Below are 22,784 nucleotides of genomic sequence, written 5' to 3'. Positions count from 1 at the left end.
GCGGTCCATCGAAACACGCCACCCGAGCTGGGTTTCGACCGTAAGGCTCTTATTACCTCGCACCCCAGGTATCCGTCAGCCGATACCCTTCCGGCCATGGATCCGACGGATCGAGCATATGCTGATGGATGCCGGTAACCCAGCCGCGGCCGGAGATTTCCGGCAGGATGGCCGGGCGGTCGCCGACTGTTGTGGTTCCGAGGATGCGGCCGGTGAAGGTGGAGCCGATCAGCGATACCGCCGTCAGCGTTTCGCCTTCCTTCATTTCGCCGCGCGCATGCAGCACGGCCATGCGGGCCGAAAGTGCCGTGCCGGTCGGCGAGCGGTCCACCTTGCCCGGCTGGATGGCGACGGCCGCCCCTGCCCTGAGACCTTCCGCCGTGCGTTCCACCTTGCCGGCGAAAAGGCAGAAGGAAAAATGCCGCCAGTCCGGGTTTTCGGGATGGTCGAAGCCCAAAGCCCTGTTGGCGGCATTGGTGATGCGCACACCGAGGCGGGCAATCTCATGCGCCTCTTCCGGCTTCAGGCTGAAACCCATCGCCTCGGCATCAACGATGACGAAGCTGTCGCCACCATAAGCGGTATCTACCTTCAGCGTTCCGAGACCTTCGACCTCGAGTTCGGCGTCGAGTTTTGCGGCAAAGCTCGGCAGGTTCTGCACGAAAATGCGCTCGGCCTTGCCGTTGCGGCATTCGGCGCGCACCTTCACCAGTCCACCGGGAGCTTCCAGCAGCATATGGGTTTCCGGTTCCTGCATCGGCACGATACCACCATCCAGAAGCACGGTGGAAACGCAGATGGAATTGGAGCCGGACATGGGCGGTGTATCCTCCGGCTCCATGATGATGAAGGCGGCATCCGCATCCGGATGTTTCGGCGGCACCAGCAGATTGACGTGGCGGAACACGCCGCCGCGCGGCTCGTTGAGCACGAAGTTGCGCAGGGTCTCATCGCGGGCGATGAAACGGCTCTGTTCCCAGATCGTCTCCCCCGGCGGCGGCTTCACCCCACCAACGATAACATCCCCCACTTCACCTTCCGCATGGGCGGAAATTACATGAACTGTCTTGATACTGCGCATTCAGTTCTCCTCAGGAAAGCCAGACAGGAAGGCGGGATACGGCACGGCCGGTCAGCGCGCTTTCGACGCAATCGGCAAGGCTGCCGAAGCGCACAGCGCGGCCGCTGAGACCGGGACCGTAATGGGCGTATTTGCCGGAATTGGTCATGAGTGCGCGCGTCTTCGTCGGGAAGACCGGCTCGGAAATCGAACACCAGCAGAGATCCGGCAGCACCTGCACGCCGCTGTCCTTCAAACTCTGCAACGTGCCGTCCTGCACAGCCGCATCGATGACCTGCTGGCCGGCGGTGACGATGACGGCGACATCCGCATGGCGTTTGCGGCCATTGAACACGGCGGCAAGGGCGTGGCATTCCTCCAGCGAGGCATGCGGGCTGCCGATGGCGACAAGCTGCACCTCTTCCGGTCCCTCGTTCAGAAGCGACCAGCCGGCAGCCATATCGGCGAGCGAAATGGTGACGGTCTCGGCGGTTTCGAGCGGCGCTAGTTCTGCCTCCGGCGTCACGCCCTCGATATGCAGCATGGGCGAGGCGGAGGTGGTGCCGAAGGCGGCACACAACGCCTTGAGATCGTCCCGCGACGGCTTTGCGGCCCCGAGACCACGCAGCAACGGAATACAATCCGGCGCGGCCTTGCCGGCGAGATAGCCAACGAGCGGCCAGAAGGCATCATCGATACCAGCTGGCAACGCCACATCGACGATGCGCTGCGGCCTGCGGTTTTCCTTGAGATAGACCCCCGAAAGCGGCGCCCTGCCCGTCATCGCAATGCAGAGGTCGAGAAAATCCGGGTGCTTTGCGGTGCGGGCACCGAGCACCGTATTGGCGAAGATCACCGCATTCGATTCGGCCCAGCCGATCGATTCACCGGCACTTGGGGCACTATCCAGCAGGTAAGGCGAACAGGTGAAGGTGGGGCGACAGCCCATGCGCACATAGGCATCCGCCAGCCTTGCAGCCGGATCGCCGAAATCCTCCGGCACGCCCTGCGCCCGCCAGTGCGCTTTGTCCACCGAAATGGCGTTCATGGTGGTCGGTACCCGCACCTTGCCACCCATGTCAGCCATTTTTTCGGCAAAGGTGAGGTTGGCGGGGCTGGCATAGATACAGCCATCGATATGGCCCTGCGTCACATCGACAAGCGCCGAAGCGCCCTGCTGCGCGGCCATGGCGACGATGATGCGCATGGCCTGCCGCACGGCGATGCCGTCTCGCCCCTCGAGCATTGCCCCATCGTCGTCCTTCAGGTCGAGATGGGCCGTCGCCGGCGGCGCGATGGCAAGCGAGATACCGTCAGCCTCAATGGTGTTCTCATTGATGCTGACATGCGCAGCACGCGAGAAGCGGGCGAAATTATCCGCATCCAGACGGACGACCGGCAGAGCCTTGTCGAACATTTCCGCCGCGACGAGGGCGCCGAGTGTCAGAACGTCTTCAGCCTCGCAGAAAACCAGCGCCGAGGGCGCACGGCCGGTGAGGATGAGATCGAGCAGCACGCCGGAACCGGTGCAGGAGCCGCGGCTGGTCGGCATGAACAGCACACCGCCGGTGAGACAGGCGCCATGCAGCGGGTGATGCACGTCGATCACCTTGCCGGTGGCGGGATCGACCCCGCCCCAGAAGCTCAGCGCCTCGGTCGTGGCGATAACCTTGCCTTCGGCGGCGCCAGCCAGAATGCTGCGCGCCTCGGGAGCGGTGATTGGCGAAACGGCAGAAGACATCGAAAATCTCCCTAAAGCATTTCCGTCAAAATTGCGTAGCGGTTTTACGCCCGGAAAATGCGTGAAAAAAAAGAGCTAGAGAATTTTTGCGTTTTGGGGAAAAGCCAAAACTCTCTAGAAACGTTGCGGCGAAAATGCCCTTGTATCGATGGCGGGTTTTTGCCCCGTCAGAAGATCAGCGACGATGCGGGCCGTGCCCGCCGATTGCGTCAGCCCCAGATGCCCGTGGCCGAAAGCATAAACCACCCGTGCCGTGTGCCGCGCTTCACCGATGGCCGGCAGGCTGTCCGGCAGCGACGGGCGAAAGCCCATCCACTGCTTGCCGCCTTCGGTTTTCAGGCCCGGCAGGAAGCTCTTCGCTTTGGTCAAAAGCGCCTCCGAACGGGCGAAATTGGCCGGAAGCTCCAGCCCGCCGAGTTCCACAGCACCGCCGACGCGGATACCGGAGGAAAGGCGGGTAACGACGAAACCATGGCCGCCGAAGGTGACCTGCGTGCGCAGATCGAAAGCACCCGAAGGCAGGGTGGTATTATAACCCCGTTCCGTTTCCAGCGGAATTTTTTCACCAAGCGAGCGGGCGATGCGGTGCGAGAAAGCCCCGGCCGCCAGCACAACCTTACCGGCCTTGCGGGTGCGGCCATCATGGCTCACCACCTCGACACCGTCTTCCAGCGGCCGGAGCGAGGCGACATCAAGGCATTCGATGCGACCGCCAATGGTGCGGAAATGGTCGGCCAGCGCCAGCGTGTAAAGCTTGGGATCGGCAATGGAATACCAGCCGGGCGTAAACGTGCCACAGGTAAAACGCGGCGCGATGCCGGGCTGTATCTCGGCCATCTGTTCGGCGTTCAGATGCCGGAACTCGATGCCATGGCGTTCGCGCGCCTTCCAGCCGGGAAGCGAGGATTCGAATTCCGCCTCGCTTTCATAGACCTGAAGGTTGCCCTCCTTGCGCAGCATGGCAATGGTGTCCGTCTTTCTGAGAAACGGCTCCAGCTCTGCTTTGGAAAGATCCATCAGCGCCGTCTGGGCGGCGGTGGAATGCTCGACTTTCGATGCCGCGCAGGCCCGCCAGAAGCGGAACATCCACGGCGCGATCTTCAGCGCATAGGCCGGCGGCACGCTGAGCGGACCGAGCGGATCGATGAGCCATTTCGGCGCTTTCCAGAGAATGCCCGGCGATGCAAGCGGCAGGATATCGGTGAAGGCGAAGGCACCGGCATTGCCGGCCGAAGCGCCCGCCGCCGGTCCCTCGCGATCGATGACGGTGACCGAAAGACCACGGCCCTGCGCGGCGATTGCCGCCGAGAGGCCGACGACGCCGGCCCCTATGACGATGACATCATTGGCTGGCATTACCGCACGCTCGCCAGGAACTTCTGGGTTTCAGCATGCTGCGGTGCGCCGAACAGCTGGTCAGGCGTACCGATTTCCGCCATCACGCCCTGATGGAAGAAGGCGACGCGGTTCGAGACATCCCGGGCGAAGGCCATTTCATGGGTGACGCAGATCATCGTCATGCCCTCATCCGCCAGCATCTTCAGCGTATCGAGCACTTCGCCCACCAGCATCGGGTCGAGCGCTGACGTGACTTCGTCGAACAGCATATATTCCGGCGACATGGCGAGCGCGCGGGCAATCGCCATGCGCTGCTGCTGGCCGCCCGACATGCGGTTGGGATAGACCTTCAGCTTTTCGGCAAGGCCCACATGGGTCAGCTGCTTGACGGCGATTTCCTCGGCCTGTTCCTTGGAAATACCGAGCACCTTGCGCGGCGCCAGCATGACGTTTTCAAGCACCGTCAGATGCGGGAAGGCGTTCCATTGCTGGAAGACGATGCCGACCTTGCGACGCAGCTTGTTGAGGTCCGTGGACTTCGCATGCACCTCGGTGCCGTCGATGACGATCTTGCCGCTGTCGATCGGCTCAAGGCCGTTGATGCAGGTCAGCAGGGTCGACTTGCCGGAACCCGAACCGCCGATGATGGTGACGACCTCGCCCTTGTTGACGGTGAGGTTGATCCCTTTCAGAACCTCCAGCGGGCCGAAGGATTTGCGGACGTTTTCGATCTCAATCATTGGGGGACCACCGTCTTTCGAGATACCCGCCGAAACGGGCGATGGGGAAGCTGATAAGGAAGTAGATGGCGCCGCAGATCATCAGAATGGTCAACGGTTCCTGCAGGCGGGTAACGAGAATCTGCGAGGCGCGCAGAAGCTCGATGAGGCCAAGCCACAGCACCAGTGCCGAATCCTTCATGACACCGAGCGTCAGCCCGATCCAGGACGGCAGCGACACGCGGGTGGCAAGCGGCAGCACGATGTAGCGCATGTCCTGCGACCACGTCATGCCGAGCGAGCGGCAGGCGCGGCGCGTATTGGACGGCACGGCATCGATGCCGCCGCGCACGATCTCGGTGCAATAGGCTGCCGTATAAAGCGACAGCACCACGCAGGAGGTGGTAAATGGCGGCCAGCCGAGCTTGGCGATCGACTGGAAGGCGTTGCCGAGAACCAGCTGGATGAGCAGCGGCACGGAGCGGAAAATATCCAGCACGAAGGTCAGCGGCAGCGACCAGTAAGGGCCGAACTGGAAACGGATGATACCGAAGATGATTCCCATGAGGGTGCCCGCCGTGACGGCGACGGCGGTGACGGCAAGCGTCATGCCGGCACCCTTGGCCAGGAAGGCGAGATCACTCCAGCTGAGAGCGGTTTCAAACATGGCTCACCTCTCTCAGTAACGGAACAGACGCCAGGCCAGCATTCTGGCGGCGAGCGTGACGATTTTGGCGATCACGTAATAGATGACCGCGGCGAGCGCGAAGAATTCAAAGGTGCGGAACGAGCGCGCATTGAGCGCCTGCGTGACGCCGGCCAGATCCGTATTCATGCCGACCGTGACACCGAGCGAGGTCATGAGGATCGCCCAGACCATCTGGTTGGTGGCCGGCAGGAAAGCAACGCGCAGCATCTGCGGCAGGATGATCAGCCGGAAGGTCTGCATCGAGGTCATGCCAAGCGAGCGGCCCGACCGCGTCTGCGTATCCGGGATTGCTTTCAGCGCACCGCGGAAGTTCTCGGCCAGATAACCGGCATTGTTAAACGCGATACCGACCAGAAGCGCGGTATAGGGGCTGAGGTGGATGCCGAAATTGCCAAGCCCGAAATGGGCCATGTAAATCTGGAAAAGTGCCGGCGTGTTGCGGGCAACCTCCACCCAGACGGAGGCCAAAGCGCCGAGAACGCGGTTACCGGAGAGCCGGAACAGCGTCAGCAGGATGGCGAAGGTAAGACCGATCACCATCGACAAAAGGGCGATCTGCAGCGTTACCACCGCACCGTCCAGAAGCTGCGGCAAAGCCTTCAGCGCCTGATTCCAGTGGAATGTATAGTTGAACATTAAGCGTCCCGCCTTTTCAGAAACGATCAACGGCGCGATCATTTCGACCGCGCCGTTTACGAAAAGTCCTGATCAGCGATAAACGCCGTTGACGGTGAGCGATGGAACCTCGCCGCCAACCCATTTTTCGTAGAGTTCGGCGTAACGACCGGTACGAACCTGCTGGTTGATGAAGAGGTTCAGGTAGTTGATGAGACCGTATTCGTCACGGTTGGTGAAGAGCGCGACATAGTCGATGTCGTAAGGCGCCTTGCCGACCACCGAGATGCCGGCGAACTTGCCGCCCTTGACGTTGGACTGCGCAACCGTGGAAGTGGAAACGGTGGCGTCGATCTGGCCCTGGCTCAGCGCGAGGAAGACATCGGCCTGCGTCTGGTAAGGACGGAACTCGCCGGTTCCCCATTCCTTGACCGACTTTTCGAGCGCGATGGCTTCGAACGTGCCGGCGGTTGCGCCAACCGTCTTGCCCTTCATGTCCTCGAAGGACTTGATGCCCGACTTGTCATTGGCGGTAACGGCCATTTCAAAGGCGAAATAAGGCACGGTCATGCCGACCGTCTTGGCGCGCTCCAGCGTATCGGAGGTCGACGCAACGCCGACATCGACGCGGCCCGACATCAGGGCGGGAATGCGCTCGGGGAAAGGCGTTTCGACGATTTCAGCCGTGACGCCGAGCGCCTTGGCGAGATCGTTGCAATAATCGACGTCGAAGCCAACAGGGTTGTTTGCGTCGTCACGCGAACCCATGGGCGGGAAATCGAGCACAACGGCGCAGCGCAGCGTACCGGCGGAAATAATGTCGTCAAGTTTGTCGGCCTTGGCCGGCGTGATAACGGAAGTGGTGGCCAGAAGGCCGGCGATGATGACCGATTTTTTCATTCTTTATTTGCTCCCACAATTGGTCTGCCTTTGAAGGCCCGGTCACTATTTCCCTATGGGGCCGATAAATCAACATAAAAATACAACTAGTATACAAAAAGAATTTTGCAGCAGCGAATAATCGGGAATTGCCGCATGGGTGTCTGTGTGGCGGCTGAAGAAAAGACTCTTTTCAGCCCAAGCACTTGAGCCGACGCGAGTGCCGCGGCCCGCCCGGGAATGCGAAGGAAGAGGAAACCGTCACAAAAACTGAAAACTCTGTATCTTCGATGCCGATTTACGCTTTCATGGCACTTCACCGAAAAGACGAGTTGCAATAGACCCGCCTTTGTATACTTTATGTATTCAAGATGTGCGAGCCGATATCGGAGGATCATGATGAGCGACGCCACCACCCTGACCATTGATGCGCTTTCAAAGCGGGTTGAAGAAATTTTCCGCAAGGCGGGGCTGAATGACGTGCAGTCGGGAGCGCTTGCCCGCGTCATCACCGCCGGCGAGCGCGACGCCTGCAAATCGCACGGCATCTACCGCATCGAGGGCGCGCTGCGCACCGTCAAGGCCGGTAAGGTGAAGCCTGACGCGATCCCTGATGTGGCCGAAGATGACGGCACGGCGATCGTGAAGGTCAACGCCAATGGCGGCTTTGCCAACCCAGCTTTCGAACTGGGCCTGCCGGTTCTGGTGGAGCGGGCGAAACGTTCGGGCATCGCCGCACTCGTCATCAATGACTGCACGCATTTCTCGGCGCTCTGGCCGGAAATCGAGGGACTGACCGAGAACGGCCTTGCCGGGCTGGTGATGTGCCCCAGCTATTCCGCCGTTGCCCCCACTGGCGGCAGCAAACCGCTTCTCGGCACCAACCCCTTCGCTTTCGGCTGGCCGCGCAAGGATACATCACCCTATGTCTTCGATTTCGCCACATCGGTTGCGGCGCGCGGCGAAATCGAACTGCACCGTCGCGCAGGCAAATCCCTGCCGGAAGGATGGGCGCTGGACGCTGAAGGCAAGCCGACGACCGACCCGGAAGCCGCGCTTGCCGGTTCCATGCTGCCTTTCGGCGGGCACAAGGGATCGGCAATCGGCACCATGATCGAACTTCTCGCCGGTATCATGATCGGCGACCTGACCAGCCCCGAAGCCCTCGACTTTCTCGGCAGCACGGCGCTCGCCCCCACACACGGCGAGCTGATTGTCGCCTTCTCTCCCGAAGCCTTCGCCAGGGGCCGCCCCGGCGACCCGTTCCAGCGCGCGGAAGTGCTGTTCGACGCCATCATCGGCCAGGGCGCCCGCCTGCCCTCCGGCCGCCGCTTCGTCGCACGCGCCAAGTCCGAAAGCGAGGGCATCACGCTGACCGCAGCAGAAATGGCCGGGCTCGACCGGTTGCTGGAGAAGGGTCTGGACGCGGTCTCCTGACCGCGTTGGGGAGCGATATACAAAAGGCTGAGGGCGCGGGCCTGATGTGATGGCGAAGACCGCAAACCTCTCCTCCGTGAGGCTCGGGCCTGTCCCGAGCATCTGCAACCGATTGATTTGACTAAACGTTGGCAGATCCTCGGGACACGCCCGAGGATGACGTCGAAGCCGGGGAACGATCAAACCTCATAACATGCAAAAAAGGCCCGCATTTGCGGGCCTTTTGTTTTCACGTCAGCGACTGCTCAGGCAGCCTTACAGGTCTGAACGGCACCGGGAAGCTTGCTCCAGTCGGCATACCAGCTGTTGAACAGCTTGAACTGCGCCTCGACATAACCGCGCTGGCTGTCCGTCAGGGCGTCGGTTTCGTTGAAATGCAGCGTGTATTCCTTGTCGCCCTTCAGCACCATCATGTGCTTGAAATACAGAACCAGATCCGGACCTTCATCAAAGGAGGAGAGTACGGCCAGCGCCTGCTCCAGCTCCAGCGCGCGGGTGCGGGCATCCGCATCACCCTTGGCAGCGGCCTGCGACAGCTTGCACAGATGAATCACTTCCTTCGGCAGAACATTGCCGATGCCGGTGATGGCGCCGGTTGCACCGCAGTTGACGAAGCCGTGGAAAACGGCGGTATCGACGCCGATCATCAGGGTCACTTCATCATCACGGCTGGTGATGTTTTCAGCTGCGTAACGCATATCAGCCGGACCGCCGAACTCCTTGAAGCCGATCAGGTTCTTGTGTTCGGCACGCAACGCGAAGAAGAGATCTGCGCGGGTGGCAAAACCGTAATAGGGGCTGTTGTAGATAACCGCCGGAATTTCAGGAGCGGCCGAGAGAATGGCCTTGAAGTGCGCCTTCTGGGCCGCGATGACCGAACCGCGAGACAGGACGCGGGGAATGACCATCAGGCCCTTGGCACCAACCTTCTGGGCGTGGGCGGCATGCGCGACGGCGGAGGCCGTGTTGACCGCACCGGTGCCGACGATAACGGGGATGCCAGCCTTGACCAGACGCTCCACGCCTTCCATGCGCTGCTCATCGGTGAGAAGCGGCCAGTCGCCCATGGAACCGCAATAAACGACGGCCGACATGCCATCGGCAATCAGTTCCTTGCCCTTGCGCACAAGCGCATCAAAATCAGGGGTGCGATCTTCCTTGCAGGGGGTCATCAAGGCGGGAATCACGCCGGAAAAAATGCTGGCCGTCATTATTAGCTCCTAAGGCACATGGTTCTCAGGAATGGACGCAGCGATGCGCCACCCTTTCAACAAGGACATTACTATCTTGTATTTTATTTGTCGACAAGAAATCGACAAGCTACAGATTTATTTCCAACCGCTCATTTCGCACCAGCAATTTCTGCACCTGCTGCACGATCTGTTCCGCATGTTCACGCGCCAGTTTTTCGGAAAGGGCGATATCCCGCGCGGCGATGGCGGCGATCATTGCGTCATGGTCATGGACGAAACGCTTCGGCAGACGGTCCTCATAGGACTGGTAATAAAGTCTCAGAATGCGCCGCCCCTCATCCAGCAGGCGCTTGAACAGGCTGGTGAAATAGGGGTTTCGGCCTGCCTCGGCGATGGAGAGATGAAGTGCGGCGTTGGTAGAAATCATTGCCAGCGCATTCTGCTCTTCCACCGCAATGGCGAATTCCGCATTATGGGCACGGATTCCCGCCAGATCCTCGGGGCGGTGATATTGCGCCGCAAGCTGGGTGGTGACCCGGTACATCAGCACCAGCGCATCGAAATAGGTGTGCATGTTGAGGAAATCGATATTCGACACCATGGTCGAGCGGTTCGGCAACGTATCGATCAGCCCTTCACCCGAAAGCCGCACCAGCGCCTCGCGTATGGGCGTGCGCGACATCTTGAACCGTTCGGCAAGCTGCACCTCGTCAATGGGGCTTCCCGGCGGCAGGACCAGATCGAGAATCTCGTCGCGCAGCAGATCATAGACCATCTTCACGCCGGAGCCGCGCTTGCGCTCGGCAGAAGCAATTATATCCGTCATAGCCAAATCCTTCTTGTCGACATAAAGAGTACTATTATCTTTTTTCGTTATCAACGACGCGTTGCAGCCCCGCCTCCCCGAATGGCGGAATAATTGTTCAAAAACAACAAAAAGCCGTCGCGAAAATTACCCGCGACGGCTTTTAATTGTTCGGTTTGTGGCGTGTACGCTGTTTATAAAATGTCGCCGCTTAGTTTATCGGGGAACGGGGAGCACGCCGCCTGTTTCTTCTCCCCGTTCGGGGAGAAGGTCGCGGCAGCGGGATGAGGGGGCAAGGGTAGAGATATTCGGCAACGTTGCCCCCTCATCCGACCCTTCGGGCCACCTTCTCCCCGGCGGGGAGAAGAAACGAGCCGCACCCTCGTACTCCCCCGTAACTCCCTGTCGCTGTAGCTGCGCCTCAGTTCCGCAGGCCGGTGGCCACGACAGAGATCTTGAAAGCCCCGTCCAGCGTCGGATCGAAAGAAGCGCCCATCACCACATCCGTCTCCTCGCTGACAGCCTCGCGCACCAGCGTCATCGCCTCATCGATCTCATAAAGCGTCAGATCGTTGCCACCGGAGATGGCCACAAGCGCACCGCGCGCTTCTTTCAGCGACGGTTCGCCGAGCAGCGGGTTGGCGATGGCGGCGGCCGCCGCTTCCGAGGCGCGCTTTTCACCCTTGGCCTGCGCCGTGCCCATAAGCGCCCGGCCACCATTTTTCATGACGTAGCGCACATCGGCGAAATCGAGATTGACGAGACCCTCGCGCAGAATGAGATCGGTGACGCAACGCACGCCGAGCGACAGGACCTTGTCGGCCGTCTTCAGCGCATTCTCGAAGGTGGTGCCAGCGTCGGCGATGCGCAACAGGTTCTGGTTGGGAATTACGATGACGGTATCGGCGGTATTGAGCAGGTTGGCAAAGCCGTATTCGGCAGCTCGCATGCGGCGCGCACCTTCAAAGCTGAAGGGAAGCGTAACAACGCCAACGGTGAGGATGTTCTTTGCCCGGCAGGCTTCCGCAATTACCGGGGCCGCACCCGTGCCGGTGCCGCCGCCCATGCCGGCGGTGATGAAACACATGTCGTAACCGCTCAAGTGATCCATGATCTCATCGAGTGAATCGATCGCCGCCTGCCGACCGACCTCCGGATCGGCCCCTGCACCAAGTCCACCGGTCAGCTCGGAACTGAGCTGCACCATCCGCGGTGCATTGGTTTTCTTCAGCGCCTGCGCGTCCGTATTGGCGGCGATGAAATCGACCCCGCTAATGCCCTCGGAGATCATGTTGTTGATCGCATTTCCGCCACCGCCACCAACGCCGACGACAGCGATATTGGGAGTGTTGCGGGCAATCGAAGCGCGCGGAGACTGGGTCATCGTGTTATTCTCTTTCTAAACTCATAGTGTCCCGCGCCGTTTTGGCCGCGGCACGCGAATGATCGGCGGCGTTCCGGCACTTCCTTCCTGGCGCACGAAGGAGGCTTTAACGCGTTGAATTGCATATAAGCTATCGGCCGATTGCGGCCAAAAGACTTGTGCTCCAGCGGCGAAAGATGCGCTACGGCAACGTTCTCCCACCCTTCCTCCGGATGAAAACCAAACCGAATCAACTGCTTCGCTATTGAATGGTGATAGCCGAAAAGGCACGCCGTTTACACTCCATTCACTATGTTTATCTCAGTTTGGAACGAGTTGTGCCGACAAGTGTTTGCTTGCCGACCGCGCTTGGCGCACAGAATGGAGGCAGACATATGTTGGCAGACGTCTTGCAAAGCGAACCGGGTTTCCGCATGGAACAGCCGCGGGTGCTGATCGTCGAGGATGAGTTCCTCATCGCCATGGACATAGAGGATTCCATTCTCCAGGCGGATGAAGAGGCAGATGTCATCGGCATCGCCAACCGGCTGGATGAGGCCGTTGCGCTCGGCAGCCGCGCCGACATCGCCTTCGTCGACGTCAACCTTGCCGATGGCCAGACTGGCCCGGAGATCGGCCGCCGTCTTTCCCAGGATCATGGCGTGGTGGTGATTTTCATGACGGCAAACCCGGAAGTGGTCGTCAATCTGGGCATTGGCGCGGGAGTAATTGCCAAGCCCGTGCCGCAGGACGCAGTGGGACAATGCCTGTCCTACGCGCTTGCCAAACGGGCCGGCACCCATGCGGTGACGCCCATCGGCATGATGGCTTTCGACTGAGGCACTTCCTTAAAATTAATCTGACCTGAAGATAAGGCTGAAAACAGAAAAGCCTGCCGCGGGAGGAGGTGCGGCAGGCTTCTGAAAAGATGAACAGCGATATGGGAGGAGGAAACCGCTGTCCCTGGGGCAATCCTTGGGAGGAGGAGTAGGATCGCCCGCATTACCAAAAGGATGTGGGAGGAGGTACATCCGTTTCGATGATTTGAAGATAGCATTTTCCTGCGCATTTCACAGGCATAAGCTTGCAGTACAGATATGCATTTGGTGCATGGCGAATTTCACGCTATGGGATATGGATGCCACAGCTTCACGTCTTGTCGCATCGTCTGCAAAAACCGCAGACTGCCTATTTCACGCAGCCGGGCAAAACTTCGTTACAAGCGTCAAAAGGTGACGAAGAAATTGAATGATGCGCCAAAACAAAAACGCCCGCGAAGCGGGCGTTTGGGCATTAAGACACGACAATAATCGTCTTGATTATTTGCCGATTGCGGCGCGGGCAACGCTGGTGATCTGGCTGCGGTCGAGACCGAGATCGTGCAGTTCACGGGTGCTCATGCGGCCCAGTTCGTTGATGGTCTGACGATATTTGCGCCAATTGTTAAAGCTGCGTGCTACGTTCATGACATGACCCTTTCTTGAGGTTTAGGTGACGTCAGCAACGTTTTCGTTCCGGCGTCCTTTGATGCCCTCTATATGCGCTTTCTCATGCCCAATGAACAGGCAGAATAAGGCAATACACCCATGCGCCAGACGCAAGGGTACCTCGTGACGGTTTGCAACGAAAAAGAAACGTGACTGAAATTCAGCCGGTTCGCGAGGCTTTACCCGGCGCTGTCATCTCAAAACTTGTAGCGAACACCGAATACATTGGCGTTTGTAGCGCCCTTCATATTGCCCAAAGTTTTGCCACCGCCGGAACGGTGGTGAAGGCGCCAGAAGAATTCCGTCGACGAATCCTCGCTGAAGGAGACATTGATTTCCGGCCCCAGATAAAACAGGACATTGGCATTGCCGTCGTCCTTGATTTCCTGCTCACGCTCACGGCCCGGCTGCGCATCCGTGACCAGGCTGAGACCGGCGGTAAAGCTTGGCGTGATGAAAAGCCGCTCCCCAAGCCTGATCTGCTCGTAACGTGCGACCGGGCCGGCCCAGACTTCGCCGGTGAAGCCTTTGCCAAACCTGGCGGCTATGCCAATCTCGCCGCCCAGTTTTACATTGCCGATACGGTAGGGATAAAACTGGTAGCCGCCGCCGATAGTGGCGTTTCTTTCATATTCCACTGGAATGAGCGCAGCACTTTTCAGCATGTCTTCTTTCGTCATGGCGCCAGCGAAACCGAATATCGCCTCGCTCGTCTCCGAAGTCATATCCTCAGAGGCGAAAGATGATGTCGCGACCAGTGCGATCATGGCCGTCAAAGACAGACGTGCTGCAATATTCATTATGCTACTCCTGAACAAAGCCCGCTTTTACCCAGCCGTCCTCATAGGCATATTCCCGGAAGGCGAACATACCGTTACCGAACACAATTAATTCAACTTGTCCGGAAGCGTTCGAAAAACGGCGGGTTTCCCTCACCTCAGCGCAGGAAACGCCGGAAGCGGCGAAGCGCAAAGACGAAGAGCGCCGAGCCGATAGCCAGCAGCGCCAGCAGTTGCGGCCACACCACATCCAGCCCGGCGCCCCTGAAAAGCACCGATTGCGCCAGGATGACGAAATGGGTGTTGGGTGCGAGAAGCATGAGATACTGGATGATATCAGGCATGCTTTCACGTGGCGTCATGGCGCCGGAAAGCACCTGCAACGGCAGCAGGAACAGGATCAGCAGCATGCCGAATTGCGGCATGGACCCGGCAACCGTTGCGAGGAATATGCCCATCGACGTCATGGCGAAGAGCTGCAGGGCGGTTCCAAGCAGAAAGAGCGAGAGCGAGCCTTCGATGGGAATGGCAAGCAGACCCCTGACAACAACGAACAGCGAAAATGCCGAAGCCACCAGCACGACAAGGCCCATGGACCAGACCTTGCTGAGCATGATCTCCAGCGGCGTGACCGGCATGACCAGCAGATGCTCGACCGTGCCATGCTCACGCTCGCGAATGAGCGCCGCCCCGGTCAGCACGATCGACAGCATGGTGATGGCGGTGATGATGTTGTTGATCGACCCGAACCAGGATTTGTCCAGTTCCGGGTTGAAGCGAGAGCGCAGTGTCAGATCTACCGGCACCGAAGTCACACCGCGATAGCGGTTCATATATTCCTGAACTTCACTCGTCACGATGGTCTGAACATAACCGCCGCCGCTGAAAGCCTGACTCATGCGGGTGGCGTCGATGTTGAGTTGAATGGCGGGCTGTTGCCCGGCCATCAGCCGGCGCTGGAAATCCGGTGGAATGTTGAGCGCGAAGGTATCGAGCCCCGCATCCATGCGCTTGTCCATTTCAGCAATCGAAATCTGCTTTGGCGGCGCAAAATAGGGCGGATAAAACGCCGTGCTGATGCGACCGGAAAGCGGTGACTGATCCTCATCGACAATCGCGATGGCGGCATTGTTCAGCGTCTCCGGCAATGCGCTGGAGCCGGTGTAGATCTGCAGCGTGAAAGCGTAGACGATCAGGAGCAGCAGCATGCCATCACGCGCAAGCCCGCGCAGTTCCTTGATGCCGAGCTGGAAGATGTTGGACGAAAACAACCTCATGACGCCTGTTTCCTCAAAAGCGCGGCACCGGCGATGAGCAGCAGCGGAATGGCGATGATGAGCGGCAGGAACGAGCCGGAAAGGCCGGCGAAATCCAGTCCCTTGGAGAAGGTGCCGCGCGAAATGGTCATGAAATAGGTGGCGGGATAGATGTTGCCGATGAAGGCCCCCGCCCCCTGTAGCGACGAAACGGGATCGATCATGCCCGAATATTGCGTGGCCGGAATAAGCGTCAACAGGGCCGTGCCGAAGATCGCCGCGATCTGGCTCTTCATGAAAGACGACATGACGAGGCCGATGGATGTGGCGATGATGACGAAGAGCAGCGCTCCCGTTGTGTAAGCGAGATAACTTCCCGTGAAGGGTACCTGAAAGATGAAGATGGCGAATGCCGTCAACAGCAGGAAATTGAGCATGCCGAGAGCGACATAGGGAAGCTGCTTGCCGATCAGGAACTCCAGCCGCGTGGTCGGCGTCACGTAAAGATTGACGATGGAGCCAAGCTCCTTTTCCCGGACGACGCTGAGCGCCGCCAACATGGCGGGGATGAGCATCAGCAACAGCGGAATGACCGCCGGCACCATGGCGACGAGGCTCTTGACGTCTGGATTATAACGATACCGCGTCTCGATGCTGAATGTGCTTTGCGTGGCGGCGCTGCCGTAAATCTCGGCGGCCTTGCGAGCCAGCCATGTCTGGTGCATGCCCTGCACGTAACCGCGCACCGTCTCGGCCCGCTGCGGCATGGCACCATCGATCCAGGCGCCGACCTCCACCGTCTTGCCGCGCAAGACATCGCGGCCGAAACCGGGTGGGATTTCGATGGCAAGGCTGAGTTCGCCGTCACGCATGCGCCTGTCCATATCGGCATAATCGCGGATCGGTTCTTTCTCGATGAAATAACGCGAGCCGGCTATGTCGAGCACGTAATCGCGGCTGATGGTGGAATCGTCACGGTCCAGCACCGCGAAGGTCAGATCCTCGACATCGAGATTGATACCATATCCGATCACGAACATCAGGATGACGCTGCCAAGCACCGCCAGCGTGCCGCGAATGGGGTCTCGCTGCAGTTCCAGCGCCTCGCGCCGCGTATAGCTGAACATGCGCCTGACATCGAAAAACCGTTTGCGGGCGGGCGCTGCATGCGGCGTCGCGGGCACGGCCACTGCCGGAGCAGGAACGGCGGCGGCCTGCGTCTTCTTTACACCGGACGCATCTTCGAGATAGGCGACAAAGGCCTCTTCCAGCGTTGCGGCATTGCGACTTCTGGTGATCGCGTCTGGCGTATCGCTGATCAGCACCTTGCCGGCATGCATCAGCGAAATCCGGTCGCAGCGCTCCGCTTCGTTCATGAAATGGGTGGAGATGAAGATGGTGACATTATCGTTACGCGAGAGATCGGCGAGGATTTGCCAGAAGCCGTCCCGCGCCACCGGATCGACACCCGAGGTCGGCTCATCAAGGATGAGAATATCAGGCGAATGGATCATCGCCACCGCCAGCGACAGCCTTTGGCGGATGCCGAGCGGCAGGTCGTCAGGCATGGTTTCCATAACGGCGCCGAGATCGAAACGCTCCGCCATCTCGGCGATACGCGGCTGAATGGTTTCTTCCGGCAGCTTGAACAGCCGCGCGTGCAGATCGAGGTTCTGGCGCACCGTCAGCTCGGAATAGAGCGAGAACGCCTGGCTCATGTAACCGACGCGGTGGCGGATCGCCATGTCACTGGCATCCACCTTGTGCCCGAAGAGCTTCGCTTCGCCTTCGCTGGCGGCCAGAAGCCCGGTCAGCATCTTCATGGTCGTGGATTTTCCGCAACCGTTCGAGCCGAGAAAGCCGAAAATCTCGCCGCGCGGAATCTTGAAGCTGACATTGTCGACGGCGGTGAAATCACCGAAGCGCATGCTGAGATGCGACGCCTCAATGGCATAGTCACCATCATCCGTCACCTTGCGTGGCGCGATATGCACCTCATGATAATCCTTGCGTTTTTCTTCCGGAAGAAGCGCGATGAAGGCGGCATCGAGATTGGCGGTCGAAGTGCGTTCGAGAAGTTCGGCGGGTGAGCCGGTGGCGAGGATTTTGCCGCCATCCATGGCGACCAGCCAGTCGAAACCGGCTGCCTCTTCCATATAGGCCGTGGCGACGATCACACTCATGCCCGGACGCCCGGCGCGGATGGAATCGATCAGTTCCCAGAACTGCCGGCGCGACAGCGGGTCGACGCCCGTGGTCGGTTCATCGAGAATGAGCAGGTCCGGATCGTGGATGAGGGCACAGCAGAGCCCGAGCTTCTGCTTCATGCCGCCAGAAAGTTTCATTGCGGGGCGGTCGGCGAATGGCTCGAGGCCGGTGCTCTTGAGTAATTCGGCAATGCGCGCCTGCCGCTCCCTGCTGCCCTGCCCGAACAGCCTGCCGAAAAAGTCGATATTCTCGAAGACGGACAGGGTGGGATAAAGGTTCTTGCCGAGACCCTGCGGCATATAGGCGATACGCGGGCAGGTATCCTCGCGGTGGCGTGGATCGGACATATAGCCGCCCAGAACCTCCACTTTGCCCTTCTGGATGGCGCACGCACCGGAGACGAGCGACAGCAGGCTGGATTTGCCGACGCCATCAGGCCCGATCAGGCCAATCATCCGGCCGGCGGGGACCTCCACCGATATATCGGCCAGCGCTACCGTGCTGCCAAAGGTCAGCCGCACATCGGTCAATCGCGCGACCGGTGCGTTCTTGTCGTTCGTTTGGGGAGACGCGACCACGGCGGCCACCGTCACTTGACGAGATTGCGTTCGAGGTTTTCAGGCCAGGCCGCCTGCGGATCAAGCCGGACATAGGCCATGCCGGGCAGACCGGTTTTGACATATTGAATATATTTCTGCAGCAGTTCCTGCGGAATTTGCGCCCGCACCCGGAACGTCAGTTTCTGGCGCTCTTCTTCGGTCTCAACCGTTTTTGGAGTGAATTGCGCGACATCGGCGACGAAGGAAACCTTGGCGGGAATGGTGTATTGCGGCGCTGCGTCGAGGATCAGGCGGACATCGGAGCCCATGGAAGTGCGGCCGGCCTCGGCCGTCGGCAGGAAAAACGTCATGTAGACGTCGCCGAGATCGACAAGATTGAGAACGCGGCCGCCGGCGGAAAGCACCTCTCCGGGCTGGGCGATGCGATATTGCACGCGGCCGTCGCGGGGCGATTTCAGCGTCGCATCTTCTATATCCGTTTCAATGCTCTCTATATCGGCCTGCGCAGCATCGACAGCCGCTTCGGCATCAACGATCTGTGCCTTGGCGGCGCTGATTGCAGCATCCGAAGCAGCGCGAGAGGCCTGCGCCGAGGCAAGTGTGGCGCGGGCGGATTGCTCAGCGGCTTCGCTGTCGTCGACGATCTGCTGGGAGACGGCGTTGCCGGTCAGCAGCTGTTTTGAGCGCGTATAGGTCTTGGATGCGGAATCGAGTTGGGCCTTGCGCTGTTCCACCACCGCCTGAGCGGAGGTTTTTTCCGCTTCACGCTGGGCAACGAGGCTGTTGGCTGTATCGATCGCAATTTTCGCACGGCGAAGCTGCGCTTCCGCCTGACGTTTCTTGGCTTCCAGCTGGGCTGTGTCCATCTGCGCAAGCACTTGCCCGGCCTTCACGAAGTCGCCCTCGCGCGCCATGATATCCTGGAGGCGGCCGGCGGTTTTCGTGGAAATGTCGATCTCGACAGCCTCGATCCGGCCGTTACTGGCCACAAATCCGGCGGGAAGTCCCTCCCCCTTCAGTTTTGACCAGGAGAAATAGGCGACACCGGCAATAACCAGAACCACCAGACCAATGAGCAAGCCTTTTTTAGACATCCGTCTTCCCCATGAACCCTTCAGGTTTCAACCGTAATACGTAAAAACCGAAGATGCCAGCCACCATCGCGTTTAGAATTTGCACCCGGCATTTCTTCTGTTTGAGGAAATGGGCCGGGTCATGCGGCTGTTTAAGTGAGGGTGCGCTTCGTGGCTTTGACACAAGTCAAGTGCATGAGAGGTTTCGGGCAAGGGCCTAAACCGGTTGACGATGGCACGCAGCAGCGATTGCAAATCCATATGATGCGGCCTCGTTTGGCAAGGCCGCATCATCCGCACTCGTCACCCCGGACTTGATCCGGGGTCCAGGCGATCAAGTCCTTGATCGCACGAGACTCTCTTCTCACGGCGCAGACGCGCCGTGGCTGGATGCCGGATCAAGTCCGGCATGACGGAGGAGAGGGCCTGCACCTTGAATAGTCAAAGGCCGCAGGTTGAAACCTGCAGCCTCGTATTTGCTGTAGCGACCGCGCGTTACACCGCCCGCGCCCGCTTCACCTCCACCTGCGTCCACTCCGGCAACCAGTCGCGGTGTGCGACGAGGAGATCATCCACCAGCGACCAGATCTGGTCGAGGTCGAGTTCCGCCGCCGTATGCGGGTCCATCATTGCCGCGTGGAAGATGTGCTCGCGGTTTTCGGTCATCAGCGCCCGCACCGTCAGTTCCTGCACATTGATGTTGGTGCGCATCAGTGCGGTGAGCTGCGGCGGTAACTCGCCGATATAGGTGGGCTGCACGCCGTTGTGATCGACGAGGCAAGGCACTTCCGCCGCGCAATTGGCCGGCAGCGAGGTGATGCAGCCATTGTTGCGCTGGTTGCCGTAAATCACCGAGGGTTCGCCGGTCCAGACCGAGTTGATGATCGAGGAGGCATATTCCTTGGACTGCTTGACCTCGATCTTCTCGGCCGAACGATAGGCAGCCGCCTGGCCTTTCCAGCGTTCGATCTGCTCGATGCAGCGCTTGGGATATTCATCGAGCGGAATGCCGAATTTCTCAATCAGGTCCTCTCGCCCCTCCTTGATGAAATAGGGCGTGTATTCGGCGAAATGCTCCGAGCTTTCGGTGACGAAATAACCGAGCCGCGTCAGCATCTCGTAGCGGACCTTGTTGGGGCAGCGCGGGTTCCAGCCGGGTTTTGGTGCACGGCCTTCGCGGTAACCACGCACGAGATCGGGATAAAGGTTCTTGTAGCTGCCGTCGGGCTGGCGATGCTCGAATTCGAGGAAAAACGCCATGTGGTTGATGCCGGCCGAACGATAGCGAATTTCCTCGTAGGGAATATCGAGATCGTGGGCGAGTTCCATGGCCGTGCCCTGTACGGAATGGCAAAGGCCGACCTGCCGGATCGTCGGGTATTTTTCCGCGATCGCCCAGGTGTTGATCGCCATCGGGTTGACATATTGCAGCATGATCGCATTGGGGCAGACGGCAAGGATGTCCTCACAAATCTTCCACAGGTGCGGCACGGTGCGCAGGCCGCGCATGATGCCACCGACGCCGAGCGTATCGGCAATCGTCTGGCGCAGGCCATATTTGCGCGGCACCTCGAAATCGGTGACCGTGCAGGGCTCGTATCCGCCAATCTGGAAGGCGACGACGACGAAATCCGCACCGGCGAGCGCCTTCTTCTGGTCGGTATATGTCTCGGCCTTCGCCTTTGCCCCCAATGTCGAGATCAGCTTGTTGACGACGATGGCGCTTTCTTCCAGCCTTTCACGGTTGATGTCCATCAGCGCGATGGTGGCGCCGGACAGGGCCGGACGCTGCAGCACATCACCGATGATGTTCTTCATGAAAACAGTGGAACCTGCGCCGATAAATGTGATCTTGGGATCTCTTGCCATTTCTACCTCCGGCATTTGGCATTCAAGCGATTTCGAAGGCGGCCCTTACAAGCCGCTGAGTATATTCGGTTTTTGGGTGAGTGAGAACGTCCTCGACGGGGCCTTCCTCGACGATCCTGCCGCTTTGCATGACGATGACGCGGTGGCAGAGTGCGCGCACCACCTTCAGGTCATGCGAGATGAACAGGTAGCTCAGGCCCCGCTCATCCTGCAGCTTGCGCAGCAAATCGATGATCTGCGCCTGTACGGAGAGATCGAGTGCCGAGGTCGGCTCATCGAGCAGGATGAATTCCGGCTCCAGCGCCACTGCACGGGCAATGGCGATGCGCTGGCGCTGGCCGCCGGAAAATTCGTGCGGGAAACGCGAGAGGATGTTGCCGGGCATGCCCGCCGCCTCCAGCGCGTCGCGCACCCGCTCCAGTCTTTCGGCCTTGGTTTTGCCAAGACCGTTGATGATGAGGCCTTCCTCGATGATCTGGCCGATGGTCATGCGCGGGTTGAGCGAGGCAAAAGGATCCTGAAAGACGATCTGCATACGCGAACGCAAGGGCCGCATTTCCGCACGCGAGCGGCCATCGACCCTCTCGCCGTCGAAGATCACTTCCCCGGCCACCGGCTCGTTCAGCCGCAGCAGGGATTGGCCGAACGTGGTCTTGCCGGAACCGGATTCACCGACGAGCCCCAGCGTCTCGTGCCGCCTCAGGGTCAGGCCGAGACTGTCGACGGCGATCAGTTCTTTCAGTTCCGGTTTGAACAGCCCGCCGTAGCGCATCATGAAGGAAACGCGCACGCCGCTCGCCGTCAGCAGCACGCCGGAATTTTCCGGCAGCGGCTTTGCCGTGCCATGCGGTTCGGAGCCGAGCAGCTTCTTCGTATAGGGGTGCTGCGGCGCTTCGAAGAGCTTTTCCGTGGTGTTGTGCTCACGCATCTCGCCATGCTGCATGACATAGACGTAATCGGAAAACTGCTTAACAATGGTCAGGTCATGGGTGATGAGCACCACGGCCATGCCGCGCTTTTTCTGCAGGTCGCGTATGAGATTGAGGATCTGCGCCTGCACCGTCACATCAAGCGCGGTGGTGGGTTCGTCGGCAATCAGCACGTCCGGATCGTTGGAGAGCGCCATGGCGATCATCACACGCTGCCGCTGGCCGCCGGAAAGCTGGTGCGGATATTGCTTCAGTCGCGCTTCCGGCTCCGGTATCTGCACCTGCCGCAGCAGATCGAGCGCCCTTGCCTCGGCCTCTTTCCGACTGAGTTTCGAATGAACGCGGATCGCCTCGACGATCTGGCTGCCGATCGTATAGATCGGGTTCAATGAACTCATCGGCTCCTGAAAGATCATCGAGATGCGGTTGCCACGCAACGCCCTGCGCTGGCGGCTGGAGAACTTCAGGATGTCGTCGCCATTGAACCGCACGGTCGCGGATTTCGAAACGGAAGCCCGCTTCGTCAAAAGGCCCATGACGGTGCGCGCCGTCACCGATTTTCCCGAACCGGATTCGCCGACGATGGCGATCGTCTCTCCGCGATAGAGCTGGAAGGAAATATCCTTCACCGCCTCCACGGTGCCGTGTTCCACCCTGAAGGTCACGGCAATATTGCGCGCGTCGATAATGGCATCGTCCTGACGGTCATCGGCATCGAGGCGGATCGCAGGGGCGTAGGCGTTGTTCTGGGCAGCAACCATGAC

General features: G+C 59.7%; 19 protein-coding genes. 2 read left to right on the top strand and 17 right to left on the bottom strand.

Translation table 11 applies throughout. The features are described 5' to 3' along the window. Positions 1-52 precede the first annotated feature (52 nt). From CFBP6623_RS24100 to CFBP6623_RS24070, 7 genes are all read right to left on the bottom strand, one after another. Entirely contained in the window at positions 53-1,081 is a 1,029-nt protein-coding gene (locus CFBP6623_RS24100; RefSeq protein ID WP_046801222.1) for a trans-3-hydroxy-L-proline dehydratase, read from the bottom strand. 10 nt (positions 1,082-1,091) lie between these two features. Continuing rightward, positions 1,092-2,801: an aconitase X gene (locus CFBP6623_RS24095; RefSeq protein ID WP_080843071.1), complete on the bottom strand. Its 1,710-nt coding sequence runs from the start codon at positions 2,799-2,801 to the stop codon at positions 1,092-1,094. Positions 2,802-2,915: 114 nt separating this feature from the next. Further along, positions 2,916-4,157, bottom strand: coding sequence for an NAD(P)/FAD-dependent oxidoreductase (locus tag CFBP6623_RS24090; RefSeq protein WP_080843070.1), 1,242 nt, complete (start codon positions 4,155-4,157; stop codon positions 2,916-2,918). Continuing rightward, positions 4,157-4,879, bottom strand: a complete 723-nt coding sequence (locus tag CFBP6623_RS24085) for an amino acid ABC transporter ATP-binding protein (RefSeq protein WP_020811659.1) — start codon at positions 4,877-4,879, stop codon at positions 4,157-4,159. The genes CFBP6623_RS24090 and CFBP6623_RS24085 overlap by 1 nt, the downstream gene beginning before the upstream one ends. Beyond that, entirely contained in the window at positions 4,872-5,525 is a 654-nt protein-coding gene (locus CFBP6623_RS24080) for an amino acid ABC transporter permease (RefSeq protein WP_046801219.1), read from the bottom strand. The genes CFBP6623_RS24085 and CFBP6623_RS24080 overlap by 8 nt, the downstream gene beginning before the upstream one ends. A gap of 12 nt (positions 5,526-5,537) precedes the next feature. Beyond that, positions 5,538-6,203, bottom strand: a complete 666-nt coding sequence (locus tag CFBP6623_RS24075) for an amino acid ABC transporter permease (protein ID WP_046801218.1) — start codon at positions 6,201-6,203, stop codon at positions 5,538-5,540. A 72-nt stretch (positions 6,204-6,275) separates the two neighbouring features. Beyond that, positions 6,276-7,082: a transporter substrate-binding domain-containing protein gene (locus tag CFBP6623_RS24070; protein ID WP_046801217.1), complete on the bottom strand. Its 807-nt coding sequence runs from the start codon at positions 7,080-7,082 to the stop codon at positions 6,276-6,278. A 378-nt stretch (positions 7,083-7,460) separates the two neighbouring features. On the opposite strand from CFBP6623_RS24070, the gene CFBP6623_RS24065 reads away from it, so the two are divergent. Then, entirely contained in the window at positions 7,461-8,498 is a 1,038-nt protein-coding gene (locus CFBP6623_RS24065; protein WP_046801216.1) for an Ldh family oxidoreductase, read from the top strand. A 245-nt stretch (positions 8,499-8,743) separates the two neighbouring features. Here the strand turns inward: CFBP6623_RS24065 and CFBP6623_RS24060 are convergent, their stop codons facing one another. From CFBP6623_RS24060 to ftsZ, 3 genes are all read right to left on the bottom strand, one after another. Beyond that, a complete protein-coding gene (locus CFBP6623_RS24060) occupies positions 8,744-9,709 on the bottom strand; it encodes a dihydrodipicolinate synthase family protein (RefSeq protein WP_046801215.1) in 966 nt (321 codons plus the stop codon). 109 nt (positions 9,710-9,818) lie between these two features. Then, positions 9,819-10,517, bottom strand: coding sequence for a GntR family transcriptional regulator (locus tag CFBP6623_RS24055; protein WP_080843068.1), 699 nt, complete (start codon positions 10,515-10,517; stop codon positions 9,819-9,821). A gap of 400 nt (positions 10,518-10,917) precedes the next feature. Continuing rightward, positions 10,918-11,880 (bottom strand): cell division protein FtsZ, encoded by a 963-nt coding sequence (ftsZ, locus tag CFBP6623_RS24050; RefSeq protein ID WP_046801213.1) that lies wholly within the window; start codon positions 11,878-11,880, stop codon positions 10,918-10,920. 374 nt (positions 11,881-12,254) lie between these two features. Here ftsZ and CFBP6623_RS24045 point away from each other — a divergent pair, with 374 nt between their 5' ends. Next, positions 12,255-12,698, top strand: coding sequence for a response regulator (locus tag CFBP6623_RS24045; RefSeq protein ID WP_046801212.1), 444 nt, complete (start codon positions 12,255-12,257; stop codon positions 12,696-12,698). Between the two features lie 480 nt (positions 12,699-13,178). On the opposite strand, the gene CFBP6623_RS24040 is transcribed toward CFBP6623_RS24045, so the two are convergent. The 7 genes from CFBP6623_RS24040 to CFBP6623_RS24010 form a co-directional block, all read right to left on the bottom strand. Continuing rightward, on the bottom strand, positions 13,179-13,325 hold the full coding sequence (locus tag CFBP6623_RS24040) for a DUF1127 domain-containing protein (protein ID WP_080843067.1): 147 nt from the start codon (positions 13,323-13,325) through the stop codon (positions 13,179-13,181). Positions 13,326-13,543: 218 nt separating this feature from the next. Next, positions 13,544-14,146: a hypothetical protein gene (locus CFBP6623_RS24035; protein ID WP_046801211.1), complete on the bottom strand. Its 603-nt coding sequence runs from the start codon at positions 14,144-14,146 to the stop codon at positions 13,544-13,546. Positions 14,147-14,283: 137 nt separating this feature from the next. Further along, the gene (locus CFBP6623_RS24030) at positions 14,284-15,402 is read right to left on the bottom strand and encodes an ABC transporter permease (RefSeq protein ID WP_046801210.1); all 1,119 of its coding nucleotides are present in this window, start codon (positions 15,400-15,402) and stop codon (positions 14,284-14,286) included. Then, positions 15,399-18,182 carry a ribosome-associated ATPase/putative transporter RbbA gene (gene rbbA, locus CFBP6623_RS24025; RefSeq protein WP_080843066.1) on the bottom strand — a complete coding sequence of 928 codons (2,784 nt, stop codon included), beginning with the start codon at positions 18,180-18,182 and terminating at the stop codon, positions 15,399-15,401. Before rbbA ends, CFBP6623_RS24030 begins: the two co-directional genes overlap by 4 nt. Further along, positions 18,179-19,243, bottom strand: coding sequence for an HlyD family secretion protein (locus CFBP6623_RS24020; protein WP_080843065.1), 1,065 nt, complete (start codon positions 19,241-19,243; stop codon positions 18,179-18,181). The genes rbbA and CFBP6623_RS24020 overlap by 4 nt, the downstream gene beginning before the upstream one ends. A gap of 474 nt (positions 19,244-19,717) precedes the next feature. Continuing rightward, entirely contained in the window at positions 19,718-21,091 is a 1,374-nt protein-coding gene (locus CFBP6623_RS24015; protein ID WP_080843064.1) for an alpha-glucosidase/alpha-galactosidase, read from the bottom strand. A gap of 22 nt (positions 21,092-21,113) precedes the next feature. Further along, a complete protein-coding gene (locus CFBP6623_RS24010; RefSeq protein ID WP_080843063.1) occupies positions 21,114-22,781 on the bottom strand; it encodes an ABC transporter ATP-binding protein in 1,668 nt (555 codons plus the stop codon). Positions 22,782-22,784: the final 3 nt, after the last annotated feature.

The sequence above is a fragment of the Agrobacterium tumefaciens genome, from assembly GCF_005221385.1.
Classification (GTDB): Bacteria; Pseudomonadota; Alphaproteobacteria; order Rhizobiales; family Rhizobiaceae; genus Agrobacterium; species Agrobacterium tomkonis.
This window is presented reverse-complemented; position numbering and strand designations above follow the sequence as displayed.